This is a genomic window from Pseudomonas sp. FG36, from assembly GCF_057809275.1.
Genome location: NZ_JBMDJQ010000040.1, coordinates 16,670 through 33,102, shown reverse-complemented (window position 1 = coordinate 33,102; position 16,433 = coordinate 16,670). Strand labels below are relative to the sequence as shown.

17 protein-coding genes are annotated in these 16,433 nt (G+C 66.0%); 6 read left to right on the top strand and 11 right to left on the bottom strand.

Annotated elements, in window-relative coordinates:
- Positions 1-57 precede the first annotated feature (57 nt).
- A complete protein-coding gene (locus tag ACODS9_RS23080) occupies positions 58-375 on the top strand; it encodes a DUF2388 domain-containing protein (RefSeq protein WP_111533246.1) in 318 nt (105 codons plus the stop codon).
- Positions 376-413: 38 nt separating this feature from the next.
- On the opposite strand, the gene ACODS9_RS23075 is transcribed toward ACODS9_RS23080, so the two are convergent.
- The 4 genes from ACODS9_RS23075 to ACODS9_RS23060 form a co-directional block, all read right to left on the bottom strand.
- Positions 414-1,349: a 5'-nucleotidase gene (locus ACODS9_RS23075; RefSeq protein ID WP_401112080.1), complete on the bottom strand. Its 936-nt coding sequence runs from the start codon at positions 1,347-1,349 to the stop codon at positions 414-416.
- Between the two features lie 41 nt (positions 1,350-1,390).
- Positions 1,391-2,089: an MOSC domain-containing protein gene (locus tag ACODS9_RS23070; RefSeq protein WP_489094835.1), complete on the bottom strand. Its 699-nt coding sequence runs from the start codon at positions 2,087-2,089 to the stop codon at positions 1,391-1,393.
- Positions 2,090-2,224: 135 nt separating this feature from the next.
- Positions 2,225-2,494 carry a hypothetical protein gene (locus ACODS9_RS23065; RefSeq protein ID WP_023631057.1) on the bottom strand — a complete coding sequence of 90 codons (270 nt, stop codon included), beginning with the start codon at positions 2,492-2,494 and terminating at the stop codon, positions 2,225-2,227.
- A gap of 101 nt (positions 2,495-2,595) precedes the next feature.
- A complete protein-coding gene (locus ACODS9_RS23060; protein ID WP_401112084.1) occupies positions 2,596-3,516 on the bottom strand; it encodes a LysR family transcriptional regulator in 921 nt (306 codons plus the stop codon).
- Positions 3,517-3,641: 125 nt separating this feature from the next.
- On the opposite strand from ACODS9_RS23060, the gene ACODS9_RS23055 reads away from it, so the two are divergent.
- Both ACODS9_RS23055 and ACODS9_RS23050 read left to right on the top strand, forming a co-directional pair.
- A complete protein-coding gene (locus tag ACODS9_RS23055) occupies positions 3,642-4,376 on the top strand; it encodes an SDR family NAD(P)-dependent oxidoreductase (RefSeq protein ID WP_401112087.1) in 735 nt (244 codons plus the stop codon).
- A 16-nt stretch (positions 4,377-4,392) separates the two neighbouring features.
- Positions 4,393-4,599, top strand: a complete 207-nt coding sequence (locus ACODS9_RS23050; RefSeq protein WP_046855364.1) for a tautomerase family protein — start codon at positions 4,393-4,395, stop codon at positions 4,597-4,599.
- A 38-nt stretch (positions 4,600-4,637) separates the two neighbouring features.
- Here ACODS9_RS23050 and ACODS9_RS23045 read toward each other — a convergent pair whose 3' ends face one another.
- The 3 genes from ACODS9_RS23045 to ACODS9_RS23035 all read right to left on the bottom strand — a co-directional run bounded on the left by ACODS9_RS23045 (position 4,638) and on the right by ACODS9_RS23035 (position 8,458).
- Positions 4,638-6,029, bottom strand: a complete 1,392-nt coding sequence (locus ACODS9_RS23045) for an aspartate aminotransferase family protein (protein WP_489094834.1) — start codon at positions 6,027-6,029, stop codon at positions 4,638-4,640.
- A 22-nt stretch (positions 6,030-6,051) separates the two neighbouring features.
- Positions 6,052-7,542: an aldehyde dehydrogenase gene (locus ACODS9_RS23040; RefSeq protein WP_489094833.1), complete on the bottom strand. Its 1,491-nt coding sequence runs from the start codon at positions 7,540-7,542 to the stop codon at positions 6,052-6,054.
- Between the two features lie 67 nt (positions 7,543-7,609).
- Complete coding sequence (locus ACODS9_RS23035; RefSeq protein ID WP_038706257.1) at positions 7,610-8,458, bottom strand: helix-turn-helix transcriptional regulator; 849 nt, start codon at positions 8,456-8,458, stop codon at positions 7,610-7,612.
- A gap of 318 nt (positions 8,459-8,776) precedes the next feature.
- Here ACODS9_RS23035 and ACODS9_RS23030 point away from each other — a divergent pair, with 318 nt between their 5' ends.
- The 3 genes from ACODS9_RS23030 (at position 8,777) to ACODS9_RS23020 (ending at position 11,731) form a co-directional block, all read left to right on the top strand.
- On the top strand, positions 8,777-9,847 hold the full coding sequence (locus ACODS9_RS23030) for an enoyl-CoA hydratase/isomerase family protein (RefSeq protein ID WP_367858635.1): 1,071 nt from the start codon (positions 8,777-8,779) through the stop codon (positions 9,845-9,847).
- Between the two features lie 16 nt (positions 9,848-9,863).
- Positions 9,864-11,015, top strand: a complete 1,152-nt coding sequence (locus tag ACODS9_RS23025) for an acyl-CoA dehydrogenase family protein (protein WP_489094832.1) — start codon at positions 9,864-9,866, stop codon at positions 11,013-11,015.
- 158 nt (positions 11,016-11,173) lie between these two features.
- Positions 11,174-11,731, top strand: a complete 558-nt coding sequence (locus ACODS9_RS23020) for a TetR/AcrR family transcriptional regulator (RefSeq protein WP_110703995.1) — start codon at positions 11,174-11,176, stop codon at positions 11,729-11,731.
- A gap of 12 nt (positions 11,732-11,743) precedes the next feature.
- On the opposite strand, the gene ACODS9_RS23015 is transcribed toward ACODS9_RS23020, so the two are convergent.
- From ACODS9_RS23015 to peaB, 4 genes are all read right to left on the bottom strand, one after another.
- Positions 11,744-13,426, bottom strand: a complete 1,683-nt coding sequence (locus tag ACODS9_RS23015; RefSeq protein ID WP_489094831.1) for an AMP-binding protein — start codon at positions 13,424-13,426, stop codon at positions 11,744-11,746.
- 76 nt (positions 13,427-13,502) lie between these two features.
- Positions 13,503-14,624 carry a quinohemoprotein amine dehydrogenase subunit beta gene (peaD, locus tag ACODS9_RS23010; protein ID WP_489094830.1) on the bottom strand — a complete coding sequence of 374 codons (1,122 nt, stop codon included), beginning with the start codon at positions 14,622-14,624 and terminating at the stop codon, positions 13,503-13,505.
- A gap of 19 nt (positions 14,625-14,643) precedes the next feature.
- The gene (gene qhpC / locus ACODS9_RS23005; protein WP_046855356.1) at positions 14,644-14,967 is read right to left on the bottom strand and encodes a quinohemoprotein amine dehydrogenase subunit gamma; all 324 of its coding nucleotides are present in this window, start codon (positions 14,965-14,967) and stop codon (positions 14,644-14,646) included.
- 1 nt (position 14,968) lies between these two features.
- The gene (gene peaB / locus ACODS9_RS23000) at positions 14,969-16,399 is read right to left on the bottom strand and encodes a quinohemoprotein amine dehydrogenase maturation protein (RefSeq protein ID WP_489094829.1); all 1,431 of its coding nucleotides are present in this window, start codon (positions 16,397-16,399) and stop codon (positions 14,969-14,971) included.
- Between the last annotated feature and the right edge of the window lie 34 nt (positions 16,400-16,433).

Genomic DNA, 16,433 nt, shown 5'->3' with positions numbered 1-16,433 from the left:
TCGCTCTTATGAACATGCAGTAACACCCTTGGGCATCACCTTTCCGGAGGACTCGCCATGCGCCACTTACTGCTCGTTCCCTCGCTGCTGCTCCTGCTCCCTGCCGGTGCCGCCCTGGCCCGCGTCGATGCCGGGGACGTCGCCACCTCGGCGGGGGTATCCGCCTCGCTGTACTCGACCTTCAAGGACGACAAACGGATCATCCCGGCCCGCGACGAGCTGTCGGCCTTTGTCGCCAGCGGCGGTGCCATACGCGGGGCCTATCTGGAAGCGGCGCTGGCCCAGGTGCGCCAGGCTAATCCGGGGCTGCAGGCCAGTGACGAAGAGCTGGCCCAGGCGCTGCTGTCGCAGGATGACAGGTTGGCGGATCACTGATGGACGAGGGCGACCTGGCGCCGCTTGCGCGGCGCCGGTCAGCCCGGGCGGTTGGTCACACCGAACGGGATATGCACCGACGGCACCACCGTGCTGGTGCTCTTCAGGTGCCCGGACTGGTCATCGAAGAAGATGTGCGGCTTGAGCACCTTCAATACCCTGCGCTTCTCGATGCCGCCCAGGAAAAACGCGTCGTTGGCCATAACCCCCCAGCTTTTCAGGGTATTGAGCGCCCGCTCGTGTGAAGGTGCGTTGCGCGCAGTGACGATCGATACTCGCAGGCGGTTCTCGTAAGTGGGATTGGCCAGCTTGTGCTGTTCCTCGGCCGCCTGGATGCGGGCAATGCGCACGAAGAACTCCTTGAGCGGGCCGGGGTTGTGCGGCTGGGCGACATTGATCACTTCATGGGCATGGAAGCTGCCCAGGCCGCCCGACTGCATCACCGCTTCCGACTCATCGCCAGCCAGCACGCCGTCGAAGTCGAAGGCGATGCGCAGGTTGTCGTCGCTTTCATCGTCGTCGAACTTCGAATCCAGCACCTGCCCCGCCGGGTAGCCGGCCTTGATCGCGGCGTCCACGTGCTGCTTGTCGGCGGACAGGAACAGCGCGATGTTCAACGCCGGGATGTACTCATACGGCGAGCGACCCTGGGTGAAGATCGCCCGGGTCATGTTCAAGCCGTAGTGTCCGATGGTCTTCATCACCCGCATGCCGGTGTCCGGGTCGTTCTGCGACAGCAACACCACCTCCACCAGCGGGTCCTCTGGATCACCGCGCAGGTCGTTGAGCGCCAGCAGGCGCTTGATGAAGGGATAGGCAATGCCCTTGCCCAGCGGCACGTCCAGGTGCTGCTCCTGGTACTTGCGGTATTGCGCCTCGCCGTCGCGGCGAAACACGGCGTCCGACTCGCTCAGGTCGAACACGGCGCTGGAAGCGACACCGATGACCAGGCGATCATCCAGTTCGAAGGCCATGGGGCATTCCTTGTGTGGGTAAATGTTGTGCGCGATGCCGTTCAGCTTTCGCTGCGACCTTGCAGGCGCGAAGTCCAGTCCTCGACCTGGCGTTGCTCCAGGCGTTTTTCCAGGGTGCGACGCCAGTTCGGCACCAGCGGCAGTTCCAGGCATTCCCGCAACAGACCGGGCTCCAGCTGCTTGTCGAACAGCACCGCCGAAAGCCGCGCCACCGACCACTGGCCATAGGGCCGCTCTACCAGTTGCAGGGCATCGCCCACCTGTACCTCGCCCTCCTCCAGCACCCGGTAGTACCAGCCGGTGCGTCCGCTCTGCTGCACCCGCAGCGCCATCTGCGCCACGTCGAAACGGTCGTTGAGCTTCCAGCACGGCATGCGCCCCTGGGAGATCTCCAGCAACGCCGTGCCGACGCGGATACGGTCGCCCAGGCACACATCGGTCTCGCGCCAGCCGCTGCTGCTGAAGTTTTCGCCGAAGGCACCGGGCCGGGTCAGCAAGGGGTGTTCGCCAAGCTCAGCGACCCAGTCGGGGTAGTGATCGCGGGGATAATGGTGGATGGCCTTCTCGACGCCGCCGTGCACGCGCAGATCGCCCTGTTCGTCACCGACGATACCGAGCAAGGTCACCCGCAAGGGGCCTTGGCGGGGTTGCTTGTCGATGGCGCTGAGGGAACCGGGGCGGGTGAATGGCCGGGCGCTGCCGGTGAGCAGGCTGTCCAGGCGCGGGCTGGGCGAGGTCATGCGGCGGGTCTCGTGGGAAGGACCGGGAGAGCTTACACCAGAGCCCGCGAGAGGCCCAACCAGCCGCGTGCCGGGGCTGACCTCCAAGCCCGCCCCTGCTGGAGCGGACTTGTCCCCGAGAGGTCTCGACAGCGCCTACTTGCCCCGCGCCTTGTTGTAGATCGTCTTGGCACGGTCCGCCGAGGCCTGGCAAGTGGTCATGTCGCCTTTGGCCTGGGCGGCCTTGGCCTGCTCGAGCAGCTTGTGGTAATCGGCGGCCATGCCGCCATGCAAGGCCTGGCCATCGCTCTTGCTGATGTATTCCAGGTCCTTGATCTTGGCATCGCAGTTGGTCGCCGGGCCATCCTCGGCATGGGCGGCGAAGCTCAGTACGCAAGTGATCACTAGCAGTGTCATGGATTTCATGGAGTGTTCTCCTGGGAAACAACCTGACTGCCGGAATATCCGCCGGCCAGTTGGCCGACGCAGCTCAGAGCATAGTCCGCCAAGGTCGGCGCCACAGGGCTTCAGCCCAACGGTACAGCCACCTCGGCCACCAGAAAGTCGATGAACACGCGGACCTTCAGCGGCATGTGCCGGGTCTGGGGATACACCAGCATGAACGGCCGCGACGTGCCGCCATATCCGGCCAGCACCTCCACCAGCTCGCCGCTGTCCAGGGCGTCCTGCACGGTGAACCGGTAGGCCTGCATCAGACCGCCGCCGTGACGCACCAGGGTAGTGGTGGCGAGAAAGTCGCCCAGACAGGTGAAGTCACCCTGGGTTTCCAGCTCAACCCATTGCCCCTCGCGACGAAAACTCCAGGGAGGACGCCGGCCATTGCTGGGCAGTTCGAACTGGATGCATTCGTGCCCCGCCAGGTCCTCGAGGGTCTGTGGCACACCGGCCCGGGCCAGGTAGTCCGGGGTGGCGACCACCACCAGTTCGGCATCCTCCAGGCGCCGGGCCACCAGCCGCGAGTCGGCCGGTGCGCGGCCGCGAATCGCCAGGTCGAAATGCTCCTCGGCGAAATCGACGTTGCGGTTGCTCACGTGCACATCCACCTGCACCCGCGGATAGCGTTGGCGAAAGCGCGGCAGCAGCGGCAACAGGCGGTGATGGGCGTAAGGCGTCGGCGCACTGATGCGCAGGCAGCCTGCGGGCTCGAGCTGGCCACCGGTGACCTGGCGCTCGGCCTCGACCAATTGACCCAATGCCTGACGGCAATGCTGGTAGTAGGCCTGGCCGGCCTCGCTCAAGCGCATCTGCCGGGTGGTACGCACGAACAGGCGCACGCCCAGGCGTTCCTCCAGGCGCGCCACCGAGCGGCTCACCGCTGCAGGGGTGACACTGGCGAGGGTCGCGGCCTCGGTAAAGCTACCGGCATCGGCGGCAAGACAGAACAGCTCCAGGCTGCCCAGTTGCAGGTCATCGAAGTGGCGGGTCATGGGCGGCTCGATTGATTACATGATGTATCGATTGAAATGCCCCACGCCTCATTTTTCAAGTCGGCGTTGCAGCCTAGAGTGGCTGCACACCCGAGCACTGGCTCGAACCACCGGAGACTTTCCCCATGAGCACCGCAAGAACCGTCATCATCACCGGCGCCTCCAGCGGCCTGGGCTTCGCCCTGGCCCAGGCCTTCCTCGAGCGTGGCGACAACGTGGTCGGCAACGCCCGCACCCAGGCTCGCCTGGACCAGGCCGCCGCCCGCCTGGGCAACCCGCCTGGCTTTATCGGCGTGGCCGGCGACATCGCCGAGAAAGCCACCGCCGAGCGGCTGTTCGTCGCCGCCCAGGAAGCTTTTGGCCGGGTCGATATCCTGGTCAACAACGCCGGCATCTTCATCCCGAAACCGGTGACCGACTATACCGAGGCCGATGTCGACGCGCTGGTCGGCACCAACCTCAAGGGCTTCTTCTATCCCGCCCAGGCCGCCGCCCGGGTGATGAAGGCGCAAGGGCACGGGCATATCGTCGCGATCACCGCTTCGGTGGCGCTGCAACCGGACACCCGTGTGCCGGCACTGTTGCCGGTGCTGGTCAAGGGCGGGCTGAACCAGGCGGTCAAGGGCCTGGCGCTGGAACTCGCTGCCAGCGGCGTGCAGGTCAACGCCGTGGCCCCGGGGATCATCGACACCCCGCTGCATAGCGGCAACACCGAAGGCCTCGGCGCACTGTCGCCGAGCGGACGCACCGGCCAGCCCGAGGACGTGGTGAACGCCGTGCTGTACCTGACCGACGCACGCTTCGTCAGCGGCGCCATCCTGCCCGTCGACGGTGGCAGCACCGCCGGCACCTGGCACTGAAACAGGAGCCACGCACATGCCTTATGTCCATATCCGCGTCACCGAAGAAGGCGTCACCGCCGAACACAAACGCCAACTGATCGAAGGTACCACGCGCTTGCTGGAACAGGTGCTGAACAAGCCACCGGCGAGCACCTTCGTGGTCATCGAGGAGGTGCCCACCGACAACTGGGGTGTCGCTGGCGAGACGGTGACGGCGCTGCGCCAGCGCGAACGTCGCTGACGCTTCACCGTCGAAGGGGCGCCTGCGCGCCCCGGGTTTCAGCCTCGGCCCACCGACCGCGCCACACGGTCCACCGCGATACGCGTCTTTTCCACCAGTTCGTCCAGCTCGCCACGGCTGGCCACCAGGGCCGGCGCCATGATCATCCGCCCCAGGGTCGAGCGGATGATCACCCCTTCCTCGAAACCGAAGGTGCGGCACTGCCAGGCCAGGTCGTTCTCGTTGGCGAAGCGCTTGCGCGTGGCCTTGTCCTCGGCGAACTGCAAGGCTGCCACCAGTCCGGTGCCCTGTACTTCACCGATCAACGGGTGATCGGCGAACACCTCGCGCAGGATGCGCTGCAGGTACGGGCCGGTGTCGTCCTTGACCCGGCGCACGATACCCTCGTCGCGCAAGGCCTTGAGGTTGGCGATGGCTACCGCCGCCGCCACCGGGTGGCCGGAATAGGTCAGGCCGTGGGCGAACACCCCGCCCCTCTCCACCAAAGCCTCGGCGATACGCTTGCTCAGCACCAGGCCGCCCATGGGCACGTAGCCGCTGGTCAGGCCCTTGGCGATGGACAGGGTGTCCGGCTCGAAGCCGAAGTGCTGGTGGGCGAACCATTCGCCGGTGCGGCCGAAACCACCGATCACCTCGTCGGCGCACAGCAGCACGTCGTACTGGCGGCAGATGCGCTGAATCTCGGGCCAGTAGCTCTCGGGCGGGAAGATCATGCCGCCGGCGCCCTGGAACGGCTCGGCGATGAAGCCTGCGACATTCTCGGCGCCCAGTTCGAGGATCTTCTCTTCCAGTTGCAGGGCGCAACGGTGGCCGAACTCCGCCGGGGTCAGCTCGCCACCGGCGGCGAACCAGTACGGTTCGTCGATATGCGCCACATCCGGGATCAACCCGCCCATCTCGTGCATGAATTTCATGCCGCCCAGCGCCGTGGCCGCCAGGGTCGAGCCGTGGTAGCCGTTCCAGCGGCCGATCATGATCTTCTTGCGCGGCTGGCCGACCACCTGCCAGTAGCGGCGCACGGTGCGGATCAGCACCTCGTTGGCCTCGGAGCCGGAGTTGGTATAGATGGCGTGGCTGTAGTGGCCGGGCAGCAGGCTGAACAGCAGCTCGGACAACTCGATCACCGCCGGGTGGGTGGTGTGGAAGAACATGTTGTAGTACGGCAGTTGGTCCATCTGTGCGGCCGCGGCCGCGGTCAGGTCCTTGCGGCCATAGCCGAGCTGGGTGCACCACAGGCCGGACATGCCGTCCAGGTAGCGGCGGCCGTCGTTGTCCCACAGGTACAGGCCCTCGCCGCGGGTGATGACCCGCGGTCCCTCGGCGTTGAGCGCCTTCTGGTCGAGGAAGGCGTGGATGTGGTGGGCGGCGTCGCCAGCCTGGTAGTCGCGGGTATCGCGTTTGCCGGTCGCCGGGGTGATGGGTGCGTTCATTGTTGTTCTCCTCGGGTGAATGTCAGCGCAGCTGGATCCAGGTGGTCTTGAGCTGGGTGTACTTGTCGAACGAATGCAGCGAGAGGTCGCGGCCAAAACCGGACTGGCGCCCGCCGCCGAAGGGCACGGTCACGTCCAGGGCGTCGACGGTGTTGACCGACACCGTGCCGGCCCTGAGCCGCCTGGCCACGCGGTGGGCGCGGTTGAGATCGTCGCTCCACACCGACGCAGCCAGGCCATAGACGCTGTCGTTGGCCAGGGCGATGGCCTGCTCCTCGTCGTCGAAGGCGCTGACCGCCAGCACCGGGCCGAAGACCTCGTCGCGGGCCAGGGCCATGTCCTGGCGTACGTCGGTGAAGATCGTCGGCGTGATGAAGTTGCGCGAGCCATTCACGCTCAGGCGCTCACCGCCGCAGCGCAGACGCGCGCCCTGCTCCCGGGCCTGGCCGATGGCGGCCTCGATTCGCGCGGTCTGCGTGGCATCGACGATGGCGCCGGCACGGCTGGCGGGGTCCAGCGGGTCGCCGGGCAGCCATTCGCGTGCCAGGCGCAGCAGACGCTCGACGAATTCGTCGTGGATCGAGCGCTGCACATACAGCCGCGAATTGGCCGAGCACACCTCGCCCTGGTTGAAGAAGATGCCGAACGCGGCCTTCTGCGCCGCCAGGTCGAGGTCGCGGCAGTCGTCGAACACCAGGTTCGGGCTCTTGCCGCCGCATTCCAGCCACACCTGCTTGAGGTTCGACTGCGCCGAATACTGCATGAAGTACTTGCCCACCTGGGTGGAGCCGGTGAATACCAGGCAGTCCACGTCCGGGTGCAGGCCCAAAGCCCGGCCAGCGGTTTCGCCCAGGCCCGGTACCACGTTGAGCACCCCCTCCGGCAGCCCGGCCTCCAGGGCCAGCTCGGCCAGGCGCAGGGCCGAGAACGGCGACTGCTCGGCGGGCTTGAGCACCACGCTGTTGCCTGCGGCCAGCGCCGGGGCGACCTTCCAGGCGGCCATGTCCAGCGGGAAGTTCCACGGCACCACCGCACCGATCACGCCCAACGCCTCGCGGCTGATCATCGCCACCGCGCTGGCGGCGGTCGGGGCGACCTGGTCGTAGAGCTTGTCCAGCGCCTCGCCATACCAGGCGAACACCTGGGCCGCGCCAGGCACATCGATGCTGTAGGCGTCCATCACCGGCTTGCCCATGTTCAGCGAGTCGAGCAGCGCCAGCTCCTCGCGGTGGGCCAGCATCAACTCCGCCAGGCGCAGCAGCACGCGCTTGCGCTCGGCCGGCGCCATGCGCGCCCAGGGTCCATGCTCGAAGGCACGGCGGGCGGCGCGCACCGCCTGGTCGATCTCGCTGTCGGCGCAGGCGGCGACCTGGGCCAGGCACTGCTCGGTCGCCGGGTTGATGGCGGCGAAGGTGGCGCCGTCGCGGGCCGCTACCGGGCGTCCGTCGATCAACGCGGTGGTGATGAAGCTTTGCCGCGCGGCGCGCTGCAGCCAATCGCTTTTCGTATGCACGCAGGTCTCCCCTCCGGCCACACGCGGGCCGGTGATTGTCGTTGTCTGGATGAGGTGAAGCGGTGGGTCAGCGCCGTCGCAGGTAGCTTTCCAGCGGGTCCTTGCTCAAGCCTTCCTGGGCCTGGGCCAGCGAAGCGATGAACAGCGAGAACAGCTCGGCCTGGGTGGCGATATCGAGCTTGGCGTAGAGGTTCTTGCGGTGGGTCTTGACCGTGTCTTCACTGATGCCCAGGCGCTCGGCCAGCGAACGCGTGGAATGGCCGCGCAGCAGGTACTGGGCAATATGGCACTCACGCTCGGTGAGCAAGGACGAGCCGAAGTTGTTCAGCGCGGCGTTGATCTGCCGCCCCAGCGCGCTTTCGAAGCGCCCACCCAAGGCCTCGGCATCCAGCTGCCCCCAGTGGCGGCGCACCACCGCCACCACCCAGGCGGCGACGCACTTGAGCTCGGCCACCTGACGGCTGCCCAGGCGCCGGGTGCTGCCCAGGGCCACGGCGATGGTCAGCTGGGCGTCCAGCGGCACCAGGTAGTTGAGTTCGTCCTCCAGGTGCGCGTGCTGGTAGAACGAGGTGTAGTACTCGCTGCGCTTGAAGTGATCGGGGGCGACGTCGCTCAGGCGATAGCAACCGGCGGGCACGCCGTCCATGCAGGCGCGATAGAACGGGCACAGCAGGTAGTAGCCTTCGAGGTACTTCTGCACGTTGCCCTCGGGCAGCCAGGGCCCCTCGTCGTCCTTGGCAAACAGCGCCGACGGCAGGCCCTTGCGCGGATACAAGAACACGGTGATGGCCTGGCACGCTGCCAGTTGGTTAAGCGCGGCGAACAGTGCCTCGACGAAGCCTGGGGTGCCGATGGCGTCGACCACGCGGGCCATCTGCGCATACCAGTCGGGCGAATTCAGCTGGGCATTGCTCATTATTGTCTTCCCCGCCAGGGTGAGTGCTGGCCGGGATTGTTTCATGGGGGGGACGGGGCGGCTATCACCCTTCGGGGTGAGAGGCGACCGTCGTTCAGCCTGTAGCGAAGCCATCGCGGGGCAAGCTCCGCTCCTACAGGTAACCGGTAGTTGCTACAGTGGCTGCCTCGGCCAAGAGCGCGCGTGACGACAAAAATGCAGGGCAGCCCTGCAGATTTGCCAATTGTGCAAGGTAATTTTGCATGACAGGATCGACCGATCCGCTCGCGCACTCCAGGACTTCACTTGGAAAATCAATAACAAAGCAGGGAGACCGCGATGACCGCGCACGCTCAACCCTCGGCAACGGATCAGGTACTGGCCGAGGTCCGCAACCACATTGGCCACCTCACCCTCAACCGCCCAGCCGGCCTCAACGCTCTGACCCTGGACATGGTGCGCAGCCTGCAGCACCACCTCGACCAATGGGCGCAGGACCCGCAGGTGCAGGCCGTGATGCTGCGTGGCGAGGGGCCCAAGGGTTTCTGCGCCGGCGGCGACATCCGCTCGCTGCACGATAGCTTCAAGGCGGGCGAAAAGCTGCACGAGGATTTCTTCGTCGAGGAATATGCGCTGGACCTGTGCCTGCACCGCTACCGCAAGCCGGTGCTGGTATTGATGGACGGCTTCACCCTCGGCGGCGGCATGGGCCTGGCCCAGGGCTGCGACCTGCGCATCGTCACCGAGCGCAGCCGCCTGGGAATGCCCGAGGTGGGTATCGGCTACTTCCCGGACGTCGGCGGCAGCTACTTCCTGTCCCGCGTGCCCGGCGAGCTGGGCATCTACCTGGGTGTCAGCGGCACCCAGGTCAAGGCCGCCGACGCCCTTTACTGCGGCCTCGCCGACTGGTACCTGGACAGCGCCAGGCTGGCTGCGCTGGATGAAGGCCTGGACCGCCTGGTATTCGGCGAACATCCGCTCAAGGACCTGCAGGGCCTGCTGGCCAAGCTCGGCACCCAGGTGCTCGAAGACGCCCCGCTGGCGCGCCTGCGCCCGGTGATCGACCACTTCTTCGCCCTGCCCGACCTGCCCAGCATCATCGAACAGCTGCGCGCCGTGACCATCGGCGACAGCCACCCGTGGGCGCTGGAGACTGCCGCCCTGCTGGAAACCCGCTCGCCGCTGGCCATGGCCGTGACCCTGGAGCTGCTGCGCCGTGGCCGCCACCTGAGCCTGGAAGACTGTTTCGCCATGGAACTGCACATCGACCGCCAGTGGTTCGAGTACGGCGACATCATCGAGGGCGTGCGCGCCCTGATCATCGACAAGGACAAGCAGCCGCGCTGGAACCCGCCGACCCTGGGCGAACTCACCGCGCAGCGCGTCGACCAATTCTTCGAAGGCCTGTGAGCCCGGGAGTACACAGATGCAAGACCTGGAACTGAGCGAAGAACAGATCATGATCCGCGACATGGCGCGCGATTTCGCCCGCGGCGAGATCGCCCCCCATGCCCAGGCCTGGGACAAGGCCGCCTGGATCGATGACGACGTGGTACGCAAGATGGGCGAGCTGGGCCTGCTCGGCATGGTGGTGCCGGAGGACTTCGGCGGCAGCTACACCGACTACGTCGCCTATGCCCTGGCGGTCGAGGAGATTGCCGCCGGCGACGGCGCCATCGGGGCGCTGATGAGCATTCACAACTCGGTGGGCTGTGGCCCGTTGCTGGCCTACGGCACGCCTGAACAACAGCAAGCCTGGTTGCCGCCACTTGCCAGCGGCGAGGTGATCGGCTGCTTCTGCCTGACCGAGCCCCAGGCCGGCTCCGAGGCCCACAACCTGCGCACCCGCGCCGAACTGGTCGATGGCCAGTGGGTGATCAATGGCGCCAAGCAGTTCGTCAGCAATGCCCGCCGCGCCAAGCTGGCCATCGTCTTCGCCGTGACCGACCCGGAGCTGGGCAAGAAAGGCCTCTCGGCGTTCCTGGTGCCCACCGATAACCCTGGGTTCAAGGTCGACCGCAGCGAACACAAGATGGGTATCCGCGCCTCCGACACCTGCGCGGTGACCCTGGACAACTGCCGCATCCCGGCCGCCAACCTGCTCGGCGAACGCGGCAAGGGCCTGGCCATCGCCCTGTCCAACCTCGAAGGCGGGCGCATCGGCATCGCCGCCCAGGCCCTGGGCATCGCCCGCGCGGCCTTCGAGGCGGCACTGACCTACTCCCGCGAGCGCATCCAGTTCGGCAAACCGATCAACGAGCACCAGAGCATCGCCAACCTGCTGGCCGACATGCAGGTGCAGATCAACGCCAGCCGCCTGCTGATCCTGCACGCCGCGCGTCTGCGCAGCGCGGGCAAGCCTTGCCTGTCGGAGGCCTCCCAGGCCAAGCTGTTTGCCTCCGAGATGGCCGAGCGGGTCTGCTCGATGGCGATCCAGGTGCATGGCGGCTACGGCTACCTGGAAGACTACCCGGTGGAGAAGTACTATCGGGATGCGCGGATCACCCAGATCTACGAGGGCTCCAGCGAGATCCAGCGCATGCTGATCGCCCGTGAGCTGAAGCATTATCCGATCTGACGTACCCATCGCGGGTCAAGCCCGCTCCCAAGGTGGAGCAGCCTTGACCCGCGATGAATTGTTCAACCAATGAGATTTATTCGTCTCATATGATACAGTGATGGATCTTTCGTCTCTTTTCGCCTGCCCGACAGCCGAACCCCGACTCGAGGTCCCACATGCGCAGATCCCTCCAAGAAGAACGCCTGCTCAAGGCGCTGGCCCATGCCATTGTCGTCCATCCCCGCGCCACCTTGAAAGAGCTGGCGGAAACCGCCGGGGTCAGCAAGGCCACCCTGCACCGCTTCTGCGGCACCCGCGAGAACCTGGTGAACCTGCTCGAGGATCATGGCGAGCACGTGCTCAACCAGGTCATCCAGGAAGCCGACCTGGAACGCACCGAACCCTTGGTCGGCATTCGCCACCTGATCGCAGAACACCTCAAGCACCGCGAAATGCTGGTGTTCCTGATGTTCCAGTACCGCCCCGACACTCTGCTCAACAACGCCGAGGATCTGCGCTGGCAGGCCTACACCCAGGCCATGGACGCGTTCTTCCTGCGTGCCCAGCAACTGGGCGTGCTGCGCATCGACATCAGCGCGGCGGTGTTCACCGAAATGTTCATGACCATGATCTACGGCATGGTCGATGCCGAACGCCGGGGCCGCGCCGCCAGCGCCAACACCGCGCAGACCGTGGAACAGTTGTTCCTCAACGGCGCGCGGGCCCAGGCCTGACGCTGAGGGCGGCTACCGCCCCTGCCCGCCCGCCAGCGCCTCGATGCTGATCTCGCGCATCCTGAACTTCTGCACCTTGCCGGTCACCGTCATCGGGAATTCATCGACGAAGCGGAAATGGCGCGGCACCTTGAAATGCGCGATGCGTGCCCGCGCCCATTCACGCAGTTCTTCCTCGCCCAGGGTCTGCCCCGGGTGCAGGCGAATCCAGGCGACGATCTCCTCGCCATAGCGGCTGCAGGGGATGCCGATCACCTGCACGTCGGCCACCGCCGGGTGGGTGAAGAAGAACTCCTCCAGCTCCCGCGGATAGATGTTCTCGCCGCCGCGGATGATCATGTCCTTGCTGCGCCCGACGATACGCACGTAGCCCTGTTCGTCCATCACCGCCAGGTCGCCGGTGTGCATCCAGCCCTCGGTGTCGATGCTCTCGGCGGTGGCCTTGGGGTTGTCCCAGTAGCCGAGCATCACGCTGTAGCCGCGGGTGCACAGCTCGCCGATCTCGCCGCGTGCCAGGGTAGTGCCTGCGCTATCGATCACCTTGCTCTGCAGCCACGGCTGGGTGCGGCCGACGCTGGTCACCCGGCGCTCCAGGTCGTCGGCGGCGCCGGTCTGCAACGACACCGGGCTGGTCTCGGTCATGCCGTAGGCGATCTGCACCTCGCCCATGTGCATCTCGTCGATTACCCGGCGCATCACCTCGATCGGGCAGGTGGCGCCAGCCATGATCCCGGTGCGCAGGCTGGACAGGTCGAATTCATGGCGACGCGGGTGATCGAGCTCGGCGATGAACATGGTCGGCACGCCGTACAGGGCGGTGGCGCGTTCTTCGGCCACGGCCTGCAGGGTGAGCAGCGGATCGAAGGCGTCATTGGGGTAGATCAGGGTACTGCCGTGGGTCATGCAGCCGAGGTTGGCCATGACCATGCCGAAGCAGTGGTACAGCGGCACCGGCACCACCAACCGGTCATGCTCGGTCAATCCGAGGCTTTCGCCGACCATGTAGCCGTTGTTGAGGATGTTGTGGTGGCTGAGGGTCGCGCCCTTGGGAAACCCGGTAGTGCCGGAGGTGTACTGGATGTTGATCGGCGCGTGCCGGTGCAGGCTGGCCTGGCGCGCGGTCAGTTGCCCGGGGGCGGTTTCCCCGGCACGGGCCTGCAACGCCGACCAGGGTAGAAAGCCACCAGGTGGCGTCGCCGCCAGGCTGATGACCCCGCGCAACGCGGGCAGGCGCGCGCTTTGCAGCTCGCCCGCTCGGCAGGCGCGAAGTTCGGGTACCAGGTCCAGCAGCATGGCGTGGTAGTCGGAGGTCTTGAAGGCGTCGGCGCAGATCACCCACTGGCAGGCCGACTGGCCCAGGGCGTATTCCAGTTCGCTGGTGCGGTAGGCCGGGTTGATGTTGACCAGGATCGCGCCGATCTTGGCGCTGGCGAACTGGGTGATGCACCATTCGGCGCAGTTGGGCGCCCAGATCCCTAAGCGGTCGCCGACCTGCACGCCCAGGGCCATCAGAGCGCGGGCGTGCTGGTTGACCGCATCGGCCAGCTGCCGCCAGGTGTAGCGCAACTGCTGATGGCGGACAATCAGGGCCTCGCGGTCGGGGAAGCGGGCGACGGTGGCGTCGAAGGCGTCGCCGATGCACAAGTTGAGCAAGGGAATGGCGTTGCTGCCTACGGTGTGGCTGGGCTGGGTCATGGGGTGTCTCTTGTTGTTCTTGTAGGAATTGATCCGGCCCTATCGCCGGCAAGCCGGCGATAGGGCCAACACCGCTCTACCGAATGAACACCTGCGGCGTGGTGGTCGACATGTCGCCACCGGGCAGTTTGATGTTCCCCACCTTCTCCAGCGTATTGGGGTCGAACACCGCCAGGTCATTGAACGTCCCGCCCAGGTAGAGCTTGTCGCCGGCCTTGTCGAAGGTCACGCAGTAGTAGGTATGGTCCAGGTTGGCGGCCTTGACCAGCTTCTTCTGCGCGATGTCGTAGCGGGCCAGGCGATTGAGCACGCCGTACATCTGGTTCGGGTCCTTCGGCGAGCGCAGGCCGGTGAAGTACAGCTCGGTCAGCTCAGCGAACTCCTGGGTATGGGCCTTGCCGGTCTTCAGGTCGATGCTCAGGTAGCCGTAAAGCGGCTCGGCGGTGGCCGGGTCCTGCTTGGCGTCCTTGAACCTGGCGATGGTGTAGAGCATCGAGAACTCGTGCAACGAGCTCTGGTGCGGCCAGAAGTACAGCACGTCCGGCGCGCTGTAGCCCGGGCGGTTCCAGCTGCGCAGCGGCAGTGCGACGGTGTATTTTCCGGTGTTGACGTCCAGCTTGTAGATGTCTGGCCCGGCCACATAGAGACTGCCGTCGTCGGCGGTGCGCATCAGGTACACCTGGCGCGGCATCGGGAAGGTGCGCACGGGCTTGGCATCCAGGCCGTCGCCGGTGCGGAACACCTCCAGGCGCGGCGGCTTGACCACATAGTGGTCGTTCAGGCGCTGGCTGGGGTTGACCGTGGCGTACACCTCCTTGCCGTCGGGGCTGATGGCGAAGGAGTACATGGCCTTGCCGACCTCGCCCGGCACGCTGGACAGGTTGGCGTGGAAGGTGGTCTTGCAGCTGTCCAGATCGATGCCATAGATATCGGCGAAGTGGTTGTTGAGCACGTAGGCGGTGCGGTTGTCCGGCGCCATCATCGCCGTGCCGGGGCCGAACGAATCGGGCATGCGGCAGGTCTTGTACAGCGTGTCGCTGGCCACCTCGACCACGTGCAGGTTGTTCGGGTAGTTGGTGGCGATCAGGTATTCATGGCCGGCCTTCAGGGCCTTGCCTGCGTCGTCGGCCTGGGCCGCCCAGGCGCAGGCCGTGGCGGCGACGGTGAGCGCGAGTTGCGCGCAGAATCCAGGTTTCATGCGGTTTCCCCTTGTCGTTCTATTTGTCTTTCGGGAATACGGTGCCGAGGTTGCGCCAGTCTTCGGCGGAGTTGGTCGCCTGGGCGTTCCAGTCCTGGTAGGTGCTCATCATGTCCGGCACCTGGGCCGGCCACCAGCAAGGGTCGGAGCAACCGTACAGGTCGGCCTCCATCGGCTGGCACAACGAGCTGACGCCACCGAAGGCGTCCACTTCCCAGCCCGGGTCGGTGGTGGCGGTGCAGCCGGCCACGGCGCTCATCGCCAGCACTTCCTCGACGCGGTCTTCGGCGGCCGCCTGCTCGAGGATGCGCGCCTTGTTGTTCAGCGGTTTGAGGTGCTTCATGTCAGTGCGCCTTCCGGGGAGTGATGTAGCGATCGATGAAGGCCGGGTTGGCGGCCATGATGCGGCTGTAGACCTCGATGCCGAAGTCGACCCAGTCGCGCATCAGCTCGCAATAGTGGTAGGTCGGATGCTGCGGGTCGCCGTAGCGGGCGTAGCTTTCGTGGTAGCAACCGCCGGAACACAGGTTGCGGATGCGGCAGCTGTCGCAGCCGGTGCCGCTGCGGTCCAGGCGCTGCGAGAGAAAATCGTTGAGCTGCGCCTGCTTCACGCCCTGGTGCACATTGCCGAAGGTCGGCAGGCTGGAGCCGGTGAAGCGGTGGCACAGGTTCAGCTCGCCCTCGTGGTCCACCGCCAGCATCTTCAGCCCAGCACCGCATGGCAGGGCCTTCTTGTGGCCTTCGTGAATGTCGGTGATCAGCTGGTGCAGGTTGGAGAAGCCGATGTTGCGGTGCTCCAGCGCCGCCTCCAGGTAACGCCGGCCGAGGGCCTTCATGTTGGCGAACACCTGCACCAGCTCGTCGCCGGTGAGGTTGAAGTCGGCCATGTCACCGGAGGTTACCGGGGCAAACCCCACCTCGGCGAAGCCCATCTCGTTGAACAGGTGGTTCCAGATGGTCTCGATATCGGTGATGCCACGGGTCAGTGTCACCCGCGCCCCCACCGGCCGGCTGCGGTAGCGCGACAGCAGCATGTCAGCCTTGCGCCGCACCACGTCGTAGGTGCCCTGCCCGCCCACGGTGATGCGGTTGCGGTCGTGCACGGTCTTGGGCCCGTCGATGCTGATCGACAGGCCGAAGCGGTGGGCATCGAGCCAATCGACGATCTCTTCGGTGAGCAGCGTGGCATTGGTGGTCATGATGAACTCGACCTGCTTGCCCGCCTCGGCGAAGCGTCGCTCGCAGTACGCCACCATGTGCTCGATCAACGCCCGGTTGGACAGCGGCTCGCCGCCGAAGAACACCACGCTGTAGCGCTCCTCGTTCGGCGACTCCTTGAGCAGCATCTCCACCGAGGCTTCGGCGGTCGCGCTGTTCATCTTCTTGCCGGCGGAGGGCTTGTCGAGGTCCTCCTTGTAGCAGTACGTGCAGCTGAGGTTGCAGCCGGTGTTGACGTTGAGCACCACGGTGTTCAGCGCGGTGCGCTCGACCTGTTTCAGGGCGATTTCCGGGGTCAGCGGCGAGCCGTCGCTGACCACTTCCAGGGCGATCAGCTCGCGCAGGGTTTCCTCGATGTCCTGCCCGTCGAACTGCTGGCCGAGCTGCTGCAACAGCTCCTCGGCGGAACAGCCCTGGCGGCGCAGGGTGTCGATGATGCCGCCGGTCACCGCGTCGGTGGCGAACAGCGAACTGCTGGGGATATGGAACAGCATGCGGTCGGCATCGACCTGCACTTCGTGCAGGTTGCGTTCGACCAGGTTCAGTAGTGCGCCCATGGCGACCTCCCGATAAGCAATTGGTCAGGTTGAT